We start from the raw sequence: 18,416 nt of genomic DNA on the forward strand, positions 1-18,416 counted from the left end.
CGGACCCGGACCGGGAGGGGGGGGGGGGTGGGTGGGTGGGAGTTCCACAGCAATCTCGATTTCGGCGTACGAGTGCGAGAGCACCTGCCCGGCAGCCGGGTTCGACCGGAGGCCAGGGGGTGGGACAGGCATGCCAGACGAACGGCGGAGCCGGGCCGGTGTTGGATTTCGCGTCAGAGCGCTGTGTCGAAGTTGATCGCGCTGTAGGCGGCAAGCTTCCAGAGCTGGTGCTCGCTCTCGATCTTGCGGATGGTGCCGGAACGACCACGCATCACCAGCGAGTCGGTAACCGCCGCGCCGCCCTTGTAGCGTACGCCGTGCATCAACTCACCATCGGTGATCCCGGTAGCGGCGAAGAACACGTCGTCAGAGCTGACCAGGTCGTCGGTGTGCAACACCTGGTCGACGTCAAGCCCCGCGTCCAGCGCCCGGCGCCGTTCCTCATCGTCCTGAGGCCAGAGCTTGCCCTGAATAACGCCCCCAAGGCACTTCATGGCGCAGGCCGCCACCGTGCCCTCCGGGGTACCGCCGATACCGAGCAGTAGATCGATCCCGGTGCCCGCCCGGGCGGCCATGATCGCCCCAGCCACGTCCCCATCGGTGATGAACTTGATCCGGGCCCCGGTCTCCCGGATATCCCGAACGATCTGGTCGTGCCGGGGCCGATCCAGGATGACCACCGTCACATCAGACGGCTTGCCCCCCTTGGCCTTCGCCACCGCCCCGATGTTGTGCGCCACCGGCGCGTTGATGTCCACGGCCGCCGCAGCATCCGGCCCGGTAACCAGTTTCTCCATGTAGAACACCTTGGAGGAGTCGTACATAGAGCCACGCGGACTGACCGCGATCACCGAGATGGCGCTGTTCATGCCCAGCGCGCACAGGCGGGTCCCGTCGATCGGGTCCACCGCCACGTCACACTCGGGGCCGGTGCCGTCGCCCACGTGCTCCCCGTTGAAGAGCATGGGCGCGTGATCCTTCTCCCCTTCGCCGATCACCACCACCCCCTGCATGGACACGGTGTTGATCAGCTGGCGCATACTGTTCACGGCCGCGCCGTCGGCGCCGTTCTTGTCACCGCGGCCGACCCACCGGGCGCTCGCCATCGCCGCGGCCTCGGTCACCCGAACCAGCTCCAGGGCCAGGTTGCGGTCGGGCGCGTGCTCGGCGGTGGCCAGGGGGGCGGGTACAGACGTTTGGTCCGACATATCGAGCTCCTTAAGGTGGTTCTTTCCCTACCCGTGAGCGACGTGATCGATCGTAGTTGGTGCCCCGAATCGGACATCAGGCGCACCCCGGGCTCTGGCGGTTGACCCTCCTGACGAGGGAGCGCGGGATAATGTCGCCTCCATGAGCAGCGACACGAGCGCCACCGAGCATCCGGTCACCGTGCGCACGTCCGAGCGCGGGGCCGCCACCCGTGGCGCGCTCCTGGAAGCCGCCCGGGAGGTCTTCGTCAGCAGCGGATTCGCCGAGGCCGGGGTTACCGACGTGGTGCAGCGGGCCGGGGCCAGTGTCGGGAGTCTTTACCATCACTTCTCCGGTAAAGCTGATCTTTATCTGGCGCTTTTCGAGGATTTTCAGAATCGGCAGACACTTCGGACCAAACAGGCCGTGCAGGAGGCTCGGCAGGCGGGGGAGTCCGAGCCGATGTCGCTCTTCCTGGCAGGGGCCCGGGCCTACCTCGACGGCTGCCTGGTGGAACGGGATCTGGCCGCGCTCTTCCTGCGCGGGGACGGGCCGCCGGGGTTCGAGGTCATCATGCGGGAGCGGCTCCGTCAGTGGGCGGGGCGTAACGCGACGCTCTTCGAGAACCAGGACGCTCTGGTCATCGTCATCACCGGGGCGCTTGCCGGGGTTGTTCAGGAGGTCACCCTGTCTGAGGATCCCGCCGCCGCGCGGCGTATGTCGGAAGAGGCTCTTCAGCTCATCGCCCGGCTACGACCCCGCTGACCACTGCCGGTAGTCTCCTGGCGTGCGCCAATTCACCCAGGGCCTGTACGGCTATGCGTTCGCGCTGCTCGTCTGCCTGGCGGCGGTCGGGGTCTTTCTGCTGGTCACGCCCCAGAGCCGGACTCGGCACATTCCCCGGGTGGACTACACGATCGACACGGCCAACGCGGCGCGTCTGGCGCCCTACCAGGTCGAAGTGCCCTCCGCGGTGCCCTCTGGCTGGACTCCCACCAGTTCCCGCGTCACCAACGACAAGGGCACCCTCACCTGGCGCCTCGGTTTCGCCACCGCCGGACACCTGCACGCCATGCTGGCCCAGAGCAACGAATCCCCTTCCGCCGGATTCGCCGACCGCATGGCCAACACCGCCACCGTCACCGGCACCCAGCAAATCTCCGGCGAAACCTGGCAACAGCGCTACCGCCAAGACAAAGACCAACGCTCCCTGGTCCGCGTCCACCCCAACTACACCATCATCATCACCGGCTCAGCCACCTGGCAGGAACTAACCACCCTCGCCACCACCCTCACCCCAGCCCCCAAACCCACCTAATCCACACGGCTCCACCACCGCTCGCCGTGGACCATCCACCCACTCATCGGCAATCGACTTCCGCGTGGGCCAGGCGGCAACCGAGCACCCCGGCGGAGTCGGATCCGGCCGGAGGGCGGAAGGGTTGGGGAGTCCCACGGCAAGCGATCCTCCCCGCCCAAGGGTGCTAGAAGGGAGTGTCGTTGGGGGAGTTTGGGGGTTGGGGTTCGCGTTGGGCTAGGGCGGCGGCTAGTTTTACGCGGGCGCCCTGGAGCCAGTTTTCGCAGATGGTGGCTAGTTTTTCGCCGCGTTCCCAGAGTTCTATGGACTGTTCGAGGGTTAGGCCGCCGGTTTCGAGACGGCGGACGACCTCGGTGAGTTCTTCGCGGGCTCGCTCGTAGGACGGCGTCTGATTCTCCTCGGACACGGATTCCACCCTAGGGGGCGCCGTCGGCGACGGTGACGCTGACGCGGTCGTCGGGGAAGCGGACGGTGAGGTTCTGCCCGGGGGAGAGGTCGCGAGCGGCACGGACCACCTCGCCGGAGGGACGTTGCACGATCGCGTAGCCGCGTTCGAGGGTGGCGGCGGGCGAGAGGGCCACCAGACGGGCACGCAGATGTTCCAGGTCGTCCTGCGAACGATCAAGGGACGAGGTCAGACAGCGCCGGGACCGCTCGCGCAGCGCGTCCACCTGCTCGGCGCGCCGGTCCAGTTCCCGGACGGGATCGGCCAGGGACGGCCGGGACCGCACCGACCGCAGCCAGGAAAGCTCCCGCTCCAGCCACCCCCCGAGAACCCGCCGCCCACGATCCCGCAACTGGTGGATGAGCGCGAGTTGCTCCCCGACATCCGGCACGACCTTCTTGGCGGCGTCGGTAGGCGTGGATGCCCGCAGATCGGCCACCAGATCCAGCAGCGGACTGTCCTGCTCGTGCCCGATCGCACTCACCACCGGCGTCCGGCAGGCCGCCACCGCACGCACCAGCGACTCGTCCGAGAACGGCAGCAGATCCTCCAGCGAACCACCGCCCCGGGCCACGATGATGACGTCGACCTCACGATCCGCGTCGAGCTTCCGGAGCGCCTCGGTCACCTCGGCCACCGCGAACGACCCCTGCACGGCGACAGTCTCGATCTTGAATCGCACGGCCGGCCAGCGCCGGCGGGCGTTCTCCAGCACATCCCGCTCGGCCGCGGAATCCCGCCCGCAGACCAGCCCGATGGTGCCGGGCAGGAACGGCAGCCGCCGCTTGCGGTCGGTGTTGAACAACCCTTCGGCCGCCAGCACCTGACGCAGCCGCTCCAGCCGGGCCAGCAGCTCACCGATCCCGACCGGGCGGATCTCCAGCGCGGTGAACGCGAAAGAACCGCGGTTGACCCAGAAGTCGGCCTTGACGTGGACGACCACGCGGGCGCCGTCAACGGGACGGGGCAGACTCGCCTCGTACACGTTCCGGGCGCAGGTGACCCGCGCCGAGACGTTGGCCACCGGGTCCCGCAGAGTCATGAACACCGTGCCGCCGCGCGCGGTGAGCTCGGTGATCTGCCCCTCGACCCAGACCGTGCCGAGACGGCTGATCCACTGCGCCACCATCTGGAGCACCGACCGCACCGGCAGCGGCTCTTCCGGAGACGTCTTCGCGCCCACCGCCCACCTCCCTGTCGGCAGCGTAACCGTCCCCACCGACAGGACCGGCCGTCAACTCCCGGCCTGGAGCTTGGCGATCCGCTTGCGGTACATGGCGATGACCTCGTCCCGGCCGCTGGTCGCCTGCTCGTAGTCGACCAGCACCTGCAAATCTTCGACGGACCTGCCCCGCATCCGCGCCCGCAGCGAGGCGACCGTCAACCCCGAATACCCGGGAATCGGCTCCACGAGCCCCGCAGCCTTCGCAGCCCCCTCGGCCTCCGTTGCCGTCGCCGAAGAGGTCTCCGCCGCGGCCTCTGCTGCCGTCGTTGAAGGGGCCTCTGCCGGTGCCGTTGAAGCGGCCTCCGGTTTCGCGGGCGTGACGATGACAGGCTCCGGCTTGCCGTGAACATCCGCGACATCCGCCCCGGGCACCGCTTCCTCCGCCTCGGCAGCGACCTTCTCCTGGGTACGAGGAGCGACCTTCTCAGCCACCTGCCCGGCATCCGCCGCCGTATCCTCGGGGGCGGACTTCGTCGGGCGGGGAGCGAAGATGACCGGTTCGCGGCGGGCCGGCTTCTCCTCGACCGGCGCGGAGTCGGCGGCCGGCGTGGCCGGAGCCGCCTGCTCGGTGTCCCCCTGCGGGCTGGTCAGACGCTTGATGGTGGTACGGACCCGGTCGGTGATGAGCAGCGCGTGCCCCAGACCGCTGAGCGCCGTCTGGATCACCACCATCGGCAGATCCTTGGCCTTCTCCTTGAGCTCGTCCCGGTGTTCGTACGCGTCGCGGAGAGGCTGGGTGAGGGTTCGAAGGACGGACATCACAACTCCAAGAAAGTTCTATTGGACGATCCGTCTCGCAAGACCGTCTCATATCGGGTTAAGTCGCCGAGAGGCCGGGAGGCGGCTGTCGCTCCACGTAGCATGAGACCATGACGTCACAGACCGCCGCGACCATATCTGACCGCCGACGCGTATTGCTTGCCAAACCGCGCGGCTACTGCGCGGGCGTGGATCGTGCGGTCGAAGCGGTCGAGAAGGCGCTTGCCCAGTACGGCGCGCCAATCTACGTGCGCAAACAGATTGTGCACAACACTTACGTGGTCAAGACGTTGGAAACCCGTGGTGCGATCTTCGTGGACGAGACCGAGGAGGTCCCCGAGGGCGCCATCGTGGTTTTTTCCGCCCACGGTGTCTCCCCGGCCGTGCACGCAGAGGCGGCCGACCGCCGGCTCAGGACCATCGACGCGACATGTCCGCTGGTCACCAAGGTGCACAACGAGGCCAGGCGGTTCGCCGCGCAGGACTACGACATCCTGCTGATCGGCCACGAGGGCCACGAGGAGGTCGAGGGCACCGCCGGTGAGGCGCCCGACCACGTGCAGTTGGTCGACGGACTGGACAATGTGGCCAATGTCACTGTGCGCGACCCGCAGAAGGTCGTCTGGCTCTCCCAGACCACGCTCTCGGTGGACGAGACCAACGAGACGGTGACCCGGCTCAAGGATCGGTTCCCCAACCTGATCGATCCGCCCAGCGACGACATCTGCTACGCCACCTCCAACCGCCAGACCGCGGTCAAGGAGATCGCCGCCCAGTCCGACCTGGTGATCGTGGTCGGCTCCGGCAACTCCTCCAACTCCAAGCGCCTGGTCGAGGTGGCCCTGGACTACGGCGCCGACGCCGCCTACCTGGTCGACGACGAGTCCTTCGTCCAGGACTCCTGGCTGGACGGCGTCACCACGGTCGGCGTCACCAGCGGCGCCTCGGTTCCGGAGATCCTCGTCGATGGCGTGCTCCGGAAACTGTCCGCGCACGGCTTCAGCGATGTCCAGGAAGTCGAGTCCGTCCAGGAGCGCATGCGCTTCGCCCTGCCCCACGAACTCCGCAAGAACCTCCGCGCCTAGCCCCCGACCCGGGCCCGGACGCCGGAAATCAGGACTCCTCCTTCGCGGCCTTGACCGGCGGCTTGGCGACCGGCTTGGTGACCGGCTTGGCGGCGGTAGTGGTGTTGGTCTTGGCGGTGCCGTACACCCGGGGCTCGAAATAGCCTTCCGGCTCCGGGGCGAAGGACGGCGTGGGCGCCCGGCGGGGCTTGGGCACGCGGTTGCGCGCCTCGTGCCGGACGGCGCGGATGTTCTCGGGCAGGCCGCGGAACCACGCGATGCCCAGGATCGCCGCGGAGCCCACGAAGAGCCAGGGCGCCGCCGCGGAGAGCGTGGTGAACATGCCGAGCCCGAGCGACTGCAGCAGCGAGTCGGTACGCAGTGCGCGCACCGTCTCGATGAAGAGCGCGGCCAGGAAGAAGACCAGCGGCGGCGTCACCACCAGCGCCAGCAGATCGCGGGGATTCACCAGAGTGACCGCGGCCAGGCAGCCGAGCAGAAAGGCCGGGCCGGGCGCGACCAGCTGGCCGAGCAATGTGATCACGAACAGCAGCGTGACCGCACCGCGCGCGGTCAGTTTCATGGTCGCAGCCCCCTTCCTAGAGGCTCAACTTACCGTTCGGCAACGAGACAGGGGTGCCGCTTACCTGCTCTTCGCCCACCAGTTCCGGGACCGAGAGCGGCCGTGGCAACTCCTCGACCGGCAGCGGGGCCGTGAGCGACCCGTCGGCCAGTCCGAGTTCGGTCATTTTCCGTGCGCTCACCAGTACCCGGTTCTCCAGCGACCCCACCGTCCGGTTGTAGGCGGCGACGGCCTTGGCCAGCGAGCGCCCCAGCCCGTCCACGTTCCGCCCCAGGTGTCCGAGCCGCTCGTACAGCTCCTTGCCCAGGTCGAAGACGGCGCGGGCGTTCTCGCTGAGCGCGGCCTGCTGCCAGGCGTACTGCGCGGTGCGGAGCATGGTGATCAGGGTGGTGGGGGTGGCGATGTGCACCCGCTTGGCCATCGCGTACTCCAGCAACCCGGGGTCCCGCTCCAGGGCGGGGGCGAGGAAGGCCTCGCCGGGGATGAAGAGCACCATGAACTCGGGCGCGGGGCTGAACGCCTGCCAGTAGGTCTTGGCGGCCAGCCGGTCCACGTGCTCCCGCACGTGCCGGGCGTGCGCGTCGAGCCGGGCCCCGGCCAGGTCGGGGTCGCCCGCCTCGGCCGCCTCCAGGTACGCCGCGAGCGAGACCTTCGAGTCGACCACGATGTTCTTCCCGCCCGACAACCGGACGATCATGTCGGGGCGGACCACACCGTCGGGGGTGACCGCGCTCACCTGCTCGTCGAAGTCGCAGAACCGGGCCATGCCGGCGATCTCCGCCACCCGGCGTAACTGGAGCTCCCCCCACCGCCCGCGCGCCTCCGGACGGCGCAGCGCGCTCACCAGCGCGGTGGTCTGGGCTTTGAGCTGCTCGGAGCTGTTGCGCACGAACTCCATCTGCTGGGCCAGCTCGGCCCTGGCCGCCCGGGCGCCGAGCTCGCTCTCCCGGAGCTGGGTCTCCACCTTGGCGAGGGTCTCCCGGAGCGGGGCGACCAGATTCTCCACCGCCTGGCGGCGCTGCTCCAGGTCGCCGGCCGCCTCGGCGCGGGTGGTGTTCAGCCGGTTCTCGGCCAGCTCGAGGAAGCGCAGGTTGTTGAGGTCGAGCGCGCGGGCGGACAGCGCCTGGAAACGCTCGGTGAGCTGCTCCTCCACGTAACCGAGTTTCTCTTCGGCCGCCCGGGCCCTGGCCTGGGCGTCGGCCAGCCCGGTGGTCACCCTGACCCGGCCGAGCAGGTAGCCGATGGCCAGCCCGGCCGCCAGGCCCACCATGAGCGCCATGACGTCCACGCCGTCGATGATCCCAGTCCTTTCCCGTCCGAAGGGGGAGGCGCGCTTGCATCGAACGCTTCCATTACTCAGAGTTGCTCTCTGGCTACCAAGAGCATACGTGCTCCCGCGACGGGCTTGACCGTCGTCCCGGCGATCGTGTTTCCCCGGAAATCAGGCGTTCCCAGGAGAACCTCCAGCCCGCCCCGCCATGCGCTGGGCGCCCGCTCGGCCAGGATCTGCCGGTCCGGCCGGTAAACTTCGCTTCCGTGAGCTTGAGCATCGGGATCGTCGGGCTGCCCAACGTCGGCAAGTCCACCCTCTTCAACGCGCTGACCAAGAGCGCCAACGCGCTCGCGGCGAACTACCCGTTCGCCACGATCGAGCCCAATGTTGGGATCGTCGGCGTTCCTGACGGGCGTCTGGCGCAGCTGGCGACCATCCACAACTCCGCCAAGCTGCTTCCCGCCAAGGTGGAGTTCGTGGACATCGCGGGGCTGGTGAAGGGGGCCTCCGAGGGGCAGGGCCGGGGCAACCAGTTCCTCGCCAACATCCGCGAGACCGACGCCATCTGCCAGGTCATCCGGGTCTTCAGCGATCCCGACGTGACCCACGTGGACGGCGCGGTGTCCCCCGAGCGGGACATCGAGACGATCAACACCGAGCTCATCCTGGCCGACCTGCAGACCATCGAGAAGGCGCTGCCCCGGCTGCAGAAGGAGGCCAAGGTCAACAAGGAGCGCAAGGCCGTGCTGGACGCCGTGGAGGCCGCCGGCAAGATCCTCGACTCCGGCACCACGCTCTACGCCGCCGGCGTGGATCTGGCCGACCTGCGCGAGCTCCACCTGCTCACCGCCAAGCCGTTCCTCTACGTCTTCAACCTGGACGCCGACGAGCTGGTCGACGCCGAACTGCGGGCCCGCCTGTCGGCGCTGGTCGCCCCGGCCGAGGCGGTCTTCCTGGACGCCAAGATCGAGTCCGAGCTGGTCGAGCTGCCCGACGACGAGGCCCTGGAACTGCTCCAGTCCGTCGGTCAGGAGGAGTCCGGCCTGGCCCAGCTGGCCCGGGTCGGCTTCAACACCCTCGGCCTCCAGACCTACCTGACCGCCGGCCCCAAGGAGACCAGGGCCTGGACCATCAAGAAGGGCTCCACCGCCCCCGAGGCCGCCGGCGTCATCCACACCGACTTCCAGCGCGGCTTCATCAAGGCCGAGGTCATCTCCTTCGAGGACCTGATGGAAGCCGGTTCGGTGGCCGCCGCCCGCTCGGCGGGCAAGGCCAGGATCGAGGGCAAGGACTACGTCATGCGCGACGGTGACGTGGTCGAGTTCCGCTTCAACGTCTGATCAGGGCTGTCGCTCCGGCTGCTTCAGGTCGGCGAGCAACTCCTCGAGCACCGACTGGCGGGGCCGGTCCGTGACCGGTTGGCCGGCCATGTCACGGACCTGGTCGAAGGCGTCGTGGATGGCGGGACCGGTCAGCACCGGGCCGTGCGCCGTGGCCACGACGGCCGGCCGGTGGGCCTCCACGCTGTCGATGTGGTGGCCGTACCTGATCGGGTCGAGCCACTGGTGCCACGGCGAGATGAGGCTGTTGAGCATGGCGAACGACTCGTTGTAGAGGTCGCTGGGGACGTCCTGGGCGTGGTGGACGACTTCAGGCACCAGTGCGGCGAAGGAGTCGACCGCCCACATCACGCCGGTGCGTTCGTCGAGCAGGCCGCGGGTGGTCGGCCCGTCGAAGATCGGGGGGAGCACCAGCCGCAGCCGGCGGTCGCCGGCGTCGAAGTATTCGCCGGGTTCCCGCCAGATCATCCGCGGCAGCGGAAGGGGCTGCTCCAGGCGGAGCCGTTCGGTCGTGAAGAAGTTCGCGACCAGGGTGGCGTTGGGGCACAGGTCGAGGACGTCGTGCAGGGCGCCGATGTGATCTCCGTCGTCGTGTGAGAGGAACACCCAGCGGACATCCTTGGGGTCGACGAGGTTGAACACCTGGTCGAGCCAGAGCTCGCGGTGCATGGGCGCGCCGGTGTCGACGATGACGGGCTCCTCGCCGCGGATCAGCATCGAGTTCACCGACAGGAACTGGCCGGGCCCGAGCTGGACCATGTTGGTGACGAGGAACGTCTCGGGGGCGAGTTCGACGGGCTCGGTGACGGGGACGGGGTAGGTCATCGCTCTCTCCTTCTGCGCGCAGGCGGCCGGCTCCGCGGCGGTCCGTGGTCGGACGGCCGTGACGGGGTCAACTCTCGGATCGTCGAGCGAGGATCGGCATCCCTCGGATGCGGGCCTTTGAGGGCGGGGGACTCCCCCAGCTGAGGGGGTGCGCAGCCCGTGTCAGCAGCGGAGGTCCGGCCTTCTGGCGCTGCTGGCTAGGGGTGAGGCCGTGGTTCGGTCGTCCGGAGTTTCGCTGGAAGTTCTGACGCTTCCTGACCATCGCGGGTAAATCCACAGGTAGGACTCTCCGAGCTGTTTGGATAGCTCTCGCTGACCCCTTGGTAATACGCCGGGCCGCTGGCCTGCTAAGACGTCGTTTCGTGGTCGTACGTGTCGGTACGGCCACATCACGTCTCATGCAGACTCGGTTTGGCCGGTTACTTAGATGCGCACAGCATGGGCGTGGCTTTCCTGGAACAATTGGCGGGACCGCTAGGGTGAATACTTCAACGTGGATAACCGGATCGAGAGTAAGACAACACCGCGCCGACCGGGGGGACAGGCGCGAGCGGAGGCGTGATGGCTCGCAGGTCAACCGTCCAGCAGGATCCTCGGATCGCTGGCGACCCCGAGTCGTACCCGTTGCCTGATCTTGACTCGGCGCCGATCCGGCGGCGCGGCTGGAGCGGTGGCGGGGGCCGCTGGCTCGTGTGGACCGGACGGGCGATCCTCTGGGCGCTCATCATCGTGATCGTGGTCAACGGGGTGCGCGCCCCGTTCGAACGGCTGACCCGGGACGAGAACCCGGCCGCGCCGGCCCCCACCGGGGCGAGTGCATTTCCCATCCAGCAGGCCGCAGGATTCGCCGGCCAGTTCGCCGCGGTCTATTTGAATTTCGACGCGAATAATCCCGGCCAGCGTGACGAACGGCTCACCGCATTTCTCGCGCCGGGCGTGGACCGCCGTTTCGGCTGGAATGGATACGGCCGCATGTCGGCCGGCGCCATTCAATTCCAGAGCATCGACGTGGCGCCGGACGGGGACAATGCCACCGTCGTGGTAAGTTTCCAGTCCGGCAGCCGCCGGTGGATGCTCTCGGTGCCGGTGTACCGTTCCGGCCAGCGTTTCGTGGTGTCCGGGCGGCCCGCGCTGCTGCCCGCGCCGCCCGCCGCCGATCTGCCCGCCGTGGCCGACCCCGACCGGGACAACGCGCTGGAGGACCAGCTCCGCCCGACCCTGGAGGGCTTCTTCAAGGCGTACGCGTCGGGCAACGCGGCCGAGCTCCGGCTGTACGCGACGGACGGCACCTTCATCGAAGGACTTGGCGGCGCGTTCACGCTGGCGCAGCTCACCGACGTGATCGTTCCGAAGGGTGGCGAGGCCGGCCGGGAGATCACCGTAGTGGTCGTCTGGGCGGTGCCGTCCGGGCCCGGCAACGCGACCGCGGCGCCGACCGGCGACCCGGCGGCGCAACCGGCCGGTCTCGAACAGGCCTACCAGCTCTCCTTGGAGAGGCAGGGCGAGAAGTGGCTCGTCGAGCGGATCCAGGGTGCGGGCCGGTCCGTGGGGTAACGCATGGCCGACCGAGCTGTCGCTGATCCATACCCCCGGGAGGGCGAGAATTGATTCTGCACACGATTGTTGAGACCGCCACGACAGGCCAGCTGCTGTCCGGGGCGGACCCCCTGGCCTTTACCCCGACGCCCGCCGCGCCGGGCACCGGAATCAACACCGAAGGACTGGCCGAATTCCTCCGCCGGTTCTTCGCGCCGCTGTTTCTGGTGATCGTCTCGGTGGTGGCGCTCTTCTTCCTCTTCACCCGGGAGATCACGCGGTTCGTTCAGTTCATCCTGCTGGCGATCGCGATTGGCGTGATCTTCTACGTGCCCAACATCATCGAGGTGACCGCGAAGGCGATCGCGGGGGCGCTTGGCATCCAGTGACGCCTGGCACGCTGCGGAGAGGAGGATCGGGTGGACCTGCCTACATATACCAATATCTGGCGAATTGAGAAGCGGCTCTACAAGCTGTACGACCTACGGCTGCCCATGCCGCTCCCCATCGTCTGGATCGGTGTCTTCATCGGCGTCAGCGCGCCGTGGTGGGTCTTCCTCCAGCTTGTCGGCCTGCGGTTCGACGCGCCCTGGCACGTGGTCTACCTGGTTCCGCCCGGCATCGTCACCTGGCTCTCCACCCGGCCGGTGATCGAGGGCAAGCGCCTCACCGAGCTGCTCCAGTCCCAGGCGAGGTATCTGTCGGAGCCACGGAGCTGGTGCCGCCTGGCGCCCACCTCCGAACCCGACGAGGTGGTCTTCCAGGTCCGCGTCTGGCGGGGCACGCGGCGTCGTCCGGCCCAGGCCAAGCACGCCCAGACCGCCGCGTCCCGCGTGCCGGTCACGGCCAAGGCCACCGCCAAGGTGACCGTCAAGCAGGGGGCCAAGCCGTCGGTCAAGCGGAAGAAGGCCACCGAGCCGTGGAGCCCGGAGCGCCACCTGCCCGGAACCGTCCGCCCCGCCGTGGCCAAGGCCGCCGCGCAGGCCGCTCAGGCGAGCCAGGCGATCCAGGTGAGCCAGGCGACCGCAGGCACGGGTCAGGCGACCACTCCGGCTGTCACCCAGGTCCCGGCTCCCGGCCAGCCCCCCCGCCGGTGGGCGCCCGACCCCATGCCCCGACCCGCCCTGGGTACGGCCAAGCCCACGGGAAAGCCGATCTTCGCGGTTCCGGACCCGAAGCCCGTCATCGATCCGATGCCCGTCGCCGACCGGAAGCCGATCGACGAACCCGACCGGCCCACGCCGCCCACGCCCTCGGTGGCGCCCCCGGTCATGCCCTCGACCAGGCCGTCAGAGCCGCCAGCCGCCCCCGCCGTACCGGCCACCCCCGCCGTACCGGCGGCCCCTGTCACACCGGAGCCGGTCGCCGCCTCGGCGGAGAGCCCGCCGATCGGCACCGAGGCGCTCCGCCGCCTCCGCCGCCTGGCCGCCGCATCCCCGGAAGCGGCCACTCCCCAGGCCACACCGACCCCGGCCGCACCAATCCCGGCCGCACCAATCCCGGCCACCCGGGCCCAGGACACTCCCATCCAGAGCCCGCCCGCCCAGGACACCCCGCAGCCCAAGGCCGAACCCAAGGCTGAACCCAAGGCCGAACCCAAGGCTGAACCCAAGGCCGAACCCCAGCCCAGGCCTGAACCCCAGCCCAGGCACGCGGAGCCAGCCCGGCAGGTCTCCATCAGGGCGGTCCCGGTGCTCTCCGGTCAGCCCTCCACCCCCGTCCCCGTTCCCCGCCCGGAAAACCGTTCCGACTCCCGCCCCAAGCCCGCCGAGGAGCCCAAGCCCCGCCGCCTCGAGTCGGTGGTCGGCAGAGACCCCTCCGGCGGCTGGCGCCGCCTGGCCCAGGTGGTGGTCGGCGCCGGCGGCGGCCGTACCGACGGGATGGAGAACGACCAGGCGCGGGTGCGCACCGAGATCAGCGGCAGCCGGCGCATCGTGGTGCTGGGCTGCACCGGCGGCGCCGGCCAGAGCACCACCGCGCTGCTGCTCGGCCACAGCCTGGCCCGGCACCGCGACGACGGCGTGCTGGTCATGGACGCCAACACCGGCGACAACACGCTCACCACCAGGATCCCGGGCCGGCCGGCCGAGTCGCTCAGCTCGTTCCTGGCCGCCATCGACCGGGTGCACACCCGGGTCGGCGCGTTCACCACCCGCTGCCCGTCCGGCCTGGACGTGCTGGCCGCCGACGCCGACGAGGGCGCCGAGCAGCGCATCACCGACCGGGTGGCCTTCTCCGACCAGCGCATCGCCCGCGCCATGCGCCTGCTCGACCAGCAGTACCGGCTGATCCTGATGGACCCGGCCGCGGCGCTGGCCGCCCGGCTGCTGCCGTACGCCGACCAGCTGGTCCTGGTCGCCCCGGCGAGCGCGGACGCGCCGGACGCGGTGGCCATGACGTACGAGTGGCTGGACGGACACGGTTGCGCGGACCTGCGGCGGCGGGCGGTCATGGTGGTGAACGGCGTGAGCCGGCGGAGTCTGGCCGACGTGGAGCGGGCCGAGGCGGTGGCGCGCGGCCGGTGCCGGGCGATCGTGCGGGTGCCGTGGGAGGACGAGCTGGCCGGCGCCGGCCCGGTCGACCTGGATGACCTGCGCGGCGGCGGGCGCCGGGCGTACGTGGCGCTGGCGGGCGTGGTGGCGAGCGGGCTCACCACGGCGAGAGGGGAGAGCATCGTTGGCTAGGGGGTCCCGGGCGCGCAGCCGCCTGGCGGTGCGGTACTTCGACGACCGCGTGCTGCTCACCGAGTCGGCGGCGTGGGCCTACTTCCGGCTGCCCACGGTCAGCTACGAGTTCATCACCCCCGAGGAGCGCGAGGCGCTGGCCACCAACATCACCATCGCGCTGGCCGCCATCCGCATGTCGGACGCCGAGGTGCACCTGCGGGTGGCGCACCGGACCTATCCGGCGGCGGAGTGGGCGATGGCGCTCAACGCCACCTCCGACGAGGGCTCGGGCTGGCGCGACTACCTGGAGGAGATGTACCGGCACGTGTGGGCCAAGGACTTCTGGTCCAAGGAGGTCTACCTCGGGGTACGGCTCGGCCCGCGCGGTCACCAGCTGGGCGCCGGCGTGCTCGGCCAGGTGTTCGGCTTCTACCAGCGCTCGGAGAAGGCGCTCGGCATCGAGGACGACCACGTGCCCGAGCGGGAGGTGGTCAAGTGGACCGAGGCGGCCGAACGGCTCGGCCGGGCCCTGTCCTCCAGCTCCCTGTACGCCAGGCACGCCACCTCGGTGGAGATCGCCTGGCTGTTCCGGCACTCGGCCACCGGCGCGCTCGGCGACCCGCCGCCCTCGGCCAGCCCGCGCCGTCGCTGGGGCCGGGGCGAGATCGAGGCCCTGCTGGAGGGCCAGATCCACAACGGCAGGTCGCTGCTGCGCATCGAGCAGCCGGCCGGTGACTCCTACACCGCCCACCTGTCCTTCGCCCGCTTCCCCGACCTGATGCCGTTCCCCGACGGCGAGCCGTGGCTGCACTTCAGCGACCAGCTGCCGTTCCCGGTGGAGATCTCCAGCCGGATGCGGCTGATCCCGCCGGTGCGCGCCAGCAAGGACGTGGCCCGCAAGCTGGCGCACGCCCGTGACATGGACATCCACATCCGGGAGGCGGGCGCCGAGGCCCCGCTGGCGCTGGCCGAGCAGATCGACGCCGCCCGCATGCTGGAGCACGGCATCACCAAGGAGCGCCTGCCCTTCGTGTACGGCTGGCACCGCATGTCGGTGAGCGCCCCCACCGAGGAGATGTGCGTGCAGCGGGTGGAGGCGGTGGTCGAGCACTACCGTGATCTCGGCATCGACGTGGTCAACTCCACCGGCGACCAGTTCTCGCTGTTCTGCGAGGCGCTGCCGGGGGAGAAGGTCCGGGTCAACGCGTACGCCCAGCGGCAGCCGCTGCGCACCATCGCCGGGGGCATGGCCACCGCGACCGTGGATCTCGGGGACCGGGTGGACGAGGGCAACGCCGGGTGGCTCGGGCCGTACATCGGGGAGACGCTGGGGCGGGCGCGGAGCATCGTGCACTTCGACCCGCTGGTGGCGGCGGTCAGGAACCGGCCGACGGCGATCGCGATCACCGGTGAGCCCGGCGGGGGTAAGACAACGCTGGCCCTGTTGCTGATCTACCAGATGGCCCTGCGCGGGGTTACCGTTGCGGTGATCGACCCGAAGGGAGACGCCGAGTCGTTGGTGCAACTGCTGCAGCGACGTGGCCGCAGGGCGCGGATCATCCCGCTGGGATCGGCCGCACCCGGTCTGCTCGACCCCTTCTCCTTCGGCGACGACATCGCGGCCAAGAAGACGATGGCCACCGAGACGCTCCGGCTGCTGCTGCCGCGCATGTCGGAGGAGCGCGAGTCGGCGATGATCCAGGCGGTGGCCGCGGTCTCCAACCAGCCGGACCCGTCGCTCGGCAAGGTGATCGACTACCTGGAGCAGACCGAGGACGCGGCCTCCAAGAACCTGGGCGCGGTGCTCCGCTCGATGTCGGAGATGCACCTGGCCCGGCTCTGCTTCGACCCGTCCGGCGGCGACCAGATCGACACCGAGGGCTGGACCACGGTGTTCACCCTCGGCGGTCTGACCCTGCCCGACGTGGCCACCGCCCGCGACGACTACTCCTACGAGCAGCGGCTCTCGGTGGCGCTGCTCTACCTGGTCTCCCAGTTCGCGCGGCGGCTGATGAACAGTCTGGACCGGCGGTCCCCGAAGGCGATCTTCCTGGACGAGGCGTGGGCGATCACGTCCACGCCCGAGGGGGCCAAGCTGGTGCCGGAGGTCTCGCGGATGGGCCGGTCCCGCAACACGGCGCTGGTGCTGGTCTCGCAGAACGCGGGTGACCTGCTGAACGAGCAGGTCACCAACTGTCTGTCGTCGGTGTTCGCGTTCCGCTCGACCGAACGGGGAGAGGTCGAGCACGTGCTGGAGCTGCTGGGCGTGGACAGCTCGGAGGAGCACAAGGCGGTGCTCCGCTCGCTCGGCAACGGCGAGTGCGTCTTCCGCGACCTGGACGGCCGGGCGGGCCGGATCGGGGTGGACCTCATCTCCGAGGAACTCCTGCGCTGGCTGGACACCAACCCGACGCACGAGAAGCCCGGCGACGGGCCGGATCACCACAACGGGGGACCCAGCAGGCCGGGGGTCGTGCAGGAGGTGCGGTCGTGAGGTTCGCCAGGAGGTTCCCGGTGCGTCGCGTGGCGCTGGTGCTGGTGACGCTGGTCGCCGTGCTCAGCCTCCCGCTGGTCTTCTCCTTCAGCACGGCCAGCGCGGCCGGCCCGTGCGACCTGTCCTCCTCGCTGGCCCCGGAGATCGTCGGCAGCGGCGTGGACGGCCTGATCAAGCCCCCGCCGCCGGACACCGGGGACACCGGCGCCGCGGCCGGCGCGGGCGTCGGCGCGGGCACCCCGGTCGAGGTGGCCCCCGACCGCCAGCTCACCAACTACGCCCAGTACGGCATGGCCGGCCAGTTCTGGCACACCTACGACCTCGGCTGCTCCGACGTGGCCGCGGTGCTCGGCAACGCCTGGGCCAGCACGATCTTTTCCTGGGCCAAGGCGGTCGACCGGCTGACCATCACCACGTACGAGGCGGCGGCCACCGAGGGCCCGCTGTTGCCGATCAAGAACGTGGTCGACGACATGGTCACCAACCTGGCCGACGCCATGTACTGGCCGTTCCTGCGGCCCATCGTGATCATCGCGGCCATCTGGCTGGCCTGGTACGGCCTGCTCCGCAAGCGGGCCACCACCACCACCGAGGGCGTCATCTGGATGGTGGTCGCGGTCACCGTGGCCACCTGGTTCTTCAGCCGCCCGCAGGACCTGACCGGCGTCGGCAAGACGATCACCGACAAGACCACCGAGATCGTCAACTCGGCCTTCTCCGGCCTGCCCGGCGCGGACGGCACCTCCTGCCTGCCGGTGAAGGGCGCCCCCGCCACCGGCGCCACCCAGGGCGGCTTCGGCCAGCCCGGCACCCCGGGCGTGGAGCAGAACGCGGACGCCCTCTGGTCCACCCTGGTCTGCAAGCCCTGGCTGATGGGCCAGTTCGGGACCGCCGACCCGAACTCGCCGGTCGTCGCCACCTTCGGGGCCAAACTCCTGGACATCCAGGCCATCGACCTGGCCGAGCAGCAGGCCCAGCAGATGCCCGGCAGCGACACGCACCAGAAACGGTACGAGGAGGAGGTCGCCAAGCCGCTGGAGGGCACCCCGTCGTTCTTCCTCTTCCAGGGCAAGGACTGGACCAGCCGCCTGGGGGTGGCCATCGGCGCGTTCATCGCCGCCATGGTGGCCGGGTTGCTGATCTTCCTGGTCGCGGTCTCGCTGCTGGTGCTGAAGATCGGCTTCCTGCTGCTGCTCATTCTCGGGCCGGTCTTCCTGCTCCTCGGCGTGCACCCCGGCTCCGGGCGGATCATCGCCATGCGCTGGGTGGAGATGCTCGTCGGCACGCTGCTCAGGCAGGCGGTGCTGGCCCTGGTCCTGGGCGTGCTGGTGTACGGGTACGCCCTGATCATCTCCACGCCGCTGCCGTGGGGCATGCAGATCATGTTCATGGCGCTGCTGACCCTGGCGGTGTTCTTCTACCGCAGGCCGTTCCAGCATCTGTTCGCCTCGATGAGCGGGCACACGCTCACCACCCGCATGCTCGGCGAGGCGGCCAGCGCGCCGATGCTGCAACGGGCCACCAACGCGCTGCCGCCGGTGGCCGCCGCCCGGGTGGGCCGGTGGGGGCTGCGCAAGGCGGAGCCGATCATCAACTCGGCCGCGATGGCCGCCGGGGCCGGGGCGGCCGCGGCCGGGGCCTCGGTGGCGCAGGGCATGGTGCGCGGGGACGAGAAGGCGGCGGGGGTCACGGGCGTACGG

Annotated in this window: 16 protein-coding genes; 9 read left to right on the forward strand and 7 right to left on the reverse strand. The window is 69.8% G+C overall.

Annotated elements, in window-relative coordinates; translation table 11 throughout:
• Positions 1-173: 173 nt before the first annotated feature.
• The gene (gene glpX / locus KIP79_RS44635; RefSeq protein WP_214111143.1) at positions 174-1,208 is read right to left on the reverse strand and encodes a class II fructose-bisphosphatase; all 1,035 of its coding nucleotides are present in this window, start codon (positions 1,206-1,208) and stop codon (positions 174-176) included.
• 142 nt (positions 1,209-1,350) lie between these two features.
• On the opposite strand from glpX, the gene KIP79_RS44640 reads away from it, so the two are divergent.
• Both KIP79_RS44640 and KIP79_RS44645 read left to right on the forward strand, forming a co-directional pair.
• Positions 1,351-1,953 (forward strand): TetR/AcrR family transcriptional regulator, encoded by a 603-nt coding sequence (locus tag KIP79_RS44640; RefSeq protein ID WP_214111144.1) that lies wholly within the window; start codon positions 1,351-1,353, stop codon positions 1,951-1,953.
• A gap of 22 nt (positions 1,954-1,975) precedes the next feature.
• Positions 1,976-2,506, forward strand: coding sequence for a DUF4245 domain-containing protein (locus tag KIP79_RS44645; protein WP_214111145.1), 531 nt, complete (start codon positions 1,976-1,978; stop codon positions 2,504-2,506).
• A 166-nt stretch (positions 2,507-2,672) separates the two neighbouring features.
• On the opposite strand, the gene KIP79_RS44650 is transcribed toward KIP79_RS44645, so the two are convergent.
• The 3 genes from KIP79_RS44650 to KIP79_RS44660 are packed head-to-tail and all read right to left on the reverse strand — an operon-like array spanning position 2,673 to position 4,935.
• Complete coding sequence (locus tag KIP79_RS44650; RefSeq protein ID WP_214111146.1) at positions 2,673-2,912, reverse strand: exodeoxyribonuclease VII small subunit; 240 nt, start codon at positions 2,910-2,912, stop codon at positions 2,673-2,675.
• A gap of 10 nt (positions 2,913-2,922) precedes the next feature.
• Complete coding sequence (gene xseA / locus KIP79_RS44655) at positions 2,923-4,134, reverse strand: exodeoxyribonuclease VII large subunit (RefSeq protein WP_214111147.1); 1,212 nt, start codon at positions 4,132-4,134, stop codon at positions 2,923-2,925.
• Positions 4,135-4,185: 51 nt separating this feature from the next.
• A complete protein-coding gene (locus KIP79_RS44660; protein ID WP_214111148.1) occupies positions 4,186-4,935 on the reverse strand; it encodes a hypothetical protein in 750 nt (249 codons plus the stop codon).
• Positions 4,936-5,045: 110 nt separating this feature from the next.
• Here KIP79_RS44660 and KIP79_RS44665 point away from each other — a divergent pair, with 110 nt between their 5' ends.
• Positions 5,046-6,020 (forward strand): 4-hydroxy-3-methylbut-2-enyl diphosphate reductase, encoded by a 975-nt coding sequence (locus tag KIP79_RS44665; protein WP_214111149.1) that lies wholly within the window; start codon positions 5,046-5,048, stop codon positions 6,018-6,020.
• 28 nt (positions 6,021-6,048) lie between these two features.
• On the opposite strand, the gene KIP79_RS44670 is transcribed toward KIP79_RS44665, so the two are convergent.
• Positions 6,049-6,582 (reverse strand): DUF6542 domain-containing protein, encoded by a 534-nt coding sequence (locus tag KIP79_RS44670; RefSeq protein ID WP_214111150.1) that lies wholly within the window; start codon positions 6,580-6,582, stop codon positions 6,049-6,051.
• A 16-nt stretch (positions 6,583-6,598) separates the two neighbouring features.
• A complete protein-coding gene (locus KIP79_RS44675) occupies positions 6,599-7,861 on the reverse strand; it encodes a DNA recombination protein RmuC (protein WP_214111157.1) in 1,263 nt (420 codons plus the stop codon).
• Positions 7,862-8,118: 257 nt separating this feature from the next.
• Between KIP79_RS44675 and ychF the strand changes: the two genes are divergently transcribed.
• Positions 8,119-9,195, forward strand: a complete 1,077-nt coding sequence (gene ychF / locus KIP79_RS44680) for a redox-regulated ATPase YchF (protein WP_214111151.1) — start codon at positions 8,119-8,121, stop codon at positions 9,193-9,195.
• Here the strand turns inward: ychF and KIP79_RS44685 are convergent, their stop codons facing one another.
• Positions 9,196-10,020, reverse strand: coding sequence for an MBL fold metallo-hydrolase (locus KIP79_RS44685; RefSeq protein WP_214111152.1), 825 nt, complete (start codon positions 10,018-10,020; stop codon positions 9,196-9,198). It abuts the gene before it with no gap.
• A gap of 561 nt (positions 10,021-10,581) precedes the next feature.
• Here KIP79_RS44685 and KIP79_RS44690 point away from each other — a divergent pair.
• The 5 genes from KIP79_RS44690 to KIP79_RS44710 all read left to right on the forward strand — a co-directional run.
• Entirely contained in the window at positions 10,582-11,574 is a 993-nt protein-coding gene (locus KIP79_RS44690) for a conjugal transfer protein (protein ID WP_214111153.1), read from the forward strand.
• Between the two features lie 113 nt (positions 11,575-11,687).
• Positions 11,688-11,945: a hypothetical protein gene (locus KIP79_RS44695; RefSeq protein ID WP_214111158.1), complete on the forward strand. Its 258-nt coding sequence runs from the start codon at positions 11,688-11,690 to the stop codon at positions 11,943-11,945.
• Positions 11,946-11,975: 30 nt separating this feature from the next.
• Positions 11,976-14,240 (forward strand): TcpE family conjugal transfer membrane protein, encoded by a 2,265-nt coding sequence (locus KIP79_RS44700; RefSeq protein ID WP_214111154.1) that lies wholly within the window; start codon positions 11,976-11,978, stop codon positions 14,238-14,240.
• Positions 14,233-16,716, forward strand: a complete 2,484-nt coding sequence (locus KIP79_RS44705) for an ATP-binding protein (protein ID WP_214111155.1) — start codon at positions 14,233-14,235, stop codon at positions 16,714-16,716. The genes KIP79_RS44700 and KIP79_RS44705 overlap by 8 nt, the downstream gene beginning before the upstream one ends.
• A gap of 20 nt (positions 16,717-16,736) precedes the next feature.
• Positions 16,737-18,416, forward strand: a 1,680-nt coding sequence (locus tag KIP79_RS44710; protein WP_308170236.1) for a type IV secretion system protein, incomplete at its 3' end; no start/stop codon positions are given.

This window comes from Acrocarpospora catenulata, from assembly GCF_018476525.1.
Taxonomy (GTDB): Bacteria; Actinomycetota; Actinomycetes; order Streptosporangiales; family Streptosporangiaceae; genus Acrocarpospora; species Acrocarpospora catenulata.

Bases quoted from the DNA above. Each gene is read 5' to 3' on its own strand.
- KIP79_RS44690 (WP_214111153.1), top strand. From the start codon at position 10,582: ATGGCTCGCAGGTCAACCGTCCAGCAGGATCCTCGGATCGCTGGCGAC.
- KIP79_RS44665 (WP_214111149.1), top strand. From the start codon at position 5,046: ATGACGTCACAGACCGCCGCGACCATATCTGACCGCCGACGCGTATTG.
- KIP79_RS44675 (WP_214111157.1), bottom strand. From the start codon at position 7,861: ATGGCGCTCATGGTGGGCCTGGCGGCCGGGCTGGCCATCGGCTACCTG.
- KIP79_RS44640 (WP_214111144.1), top strand. From the start codon at position 1,351: ATGAGCAGCGACACGAGCGCCACCGAGCATCCGGTCACCGTGCGCACG.
- glpX (WP_214111143.1), bottom strand. From the start codon at position 1,208: ATGTCGGACCAAACGTCTGTACCCGCCCCCCTGGCCACCGCCGAGCAC.
- KIP79_RS44670 (WP_214111150.1), bottom strand. From the start codon at position 6,582: ATGAAACTGACCGCGCGCGGTGCGGTCACGCTGCTGTTCGTGATCACA.
- KIP79_RS44685 (WP_214111152.1), bottom strand. From the start codon at position 10,020: ATGACCTACCCCGTCCCCGTCACCGAGCCCGTCGAACTCGCCCCCGAG.
- KIP79_RS44660 (WP_214111148.1), bottom strand. From the start codon at position 4,935: ATGTCCGTCCTTCGAACCCTCACCCAGCCTCTCCGCGACGCGTACGAA.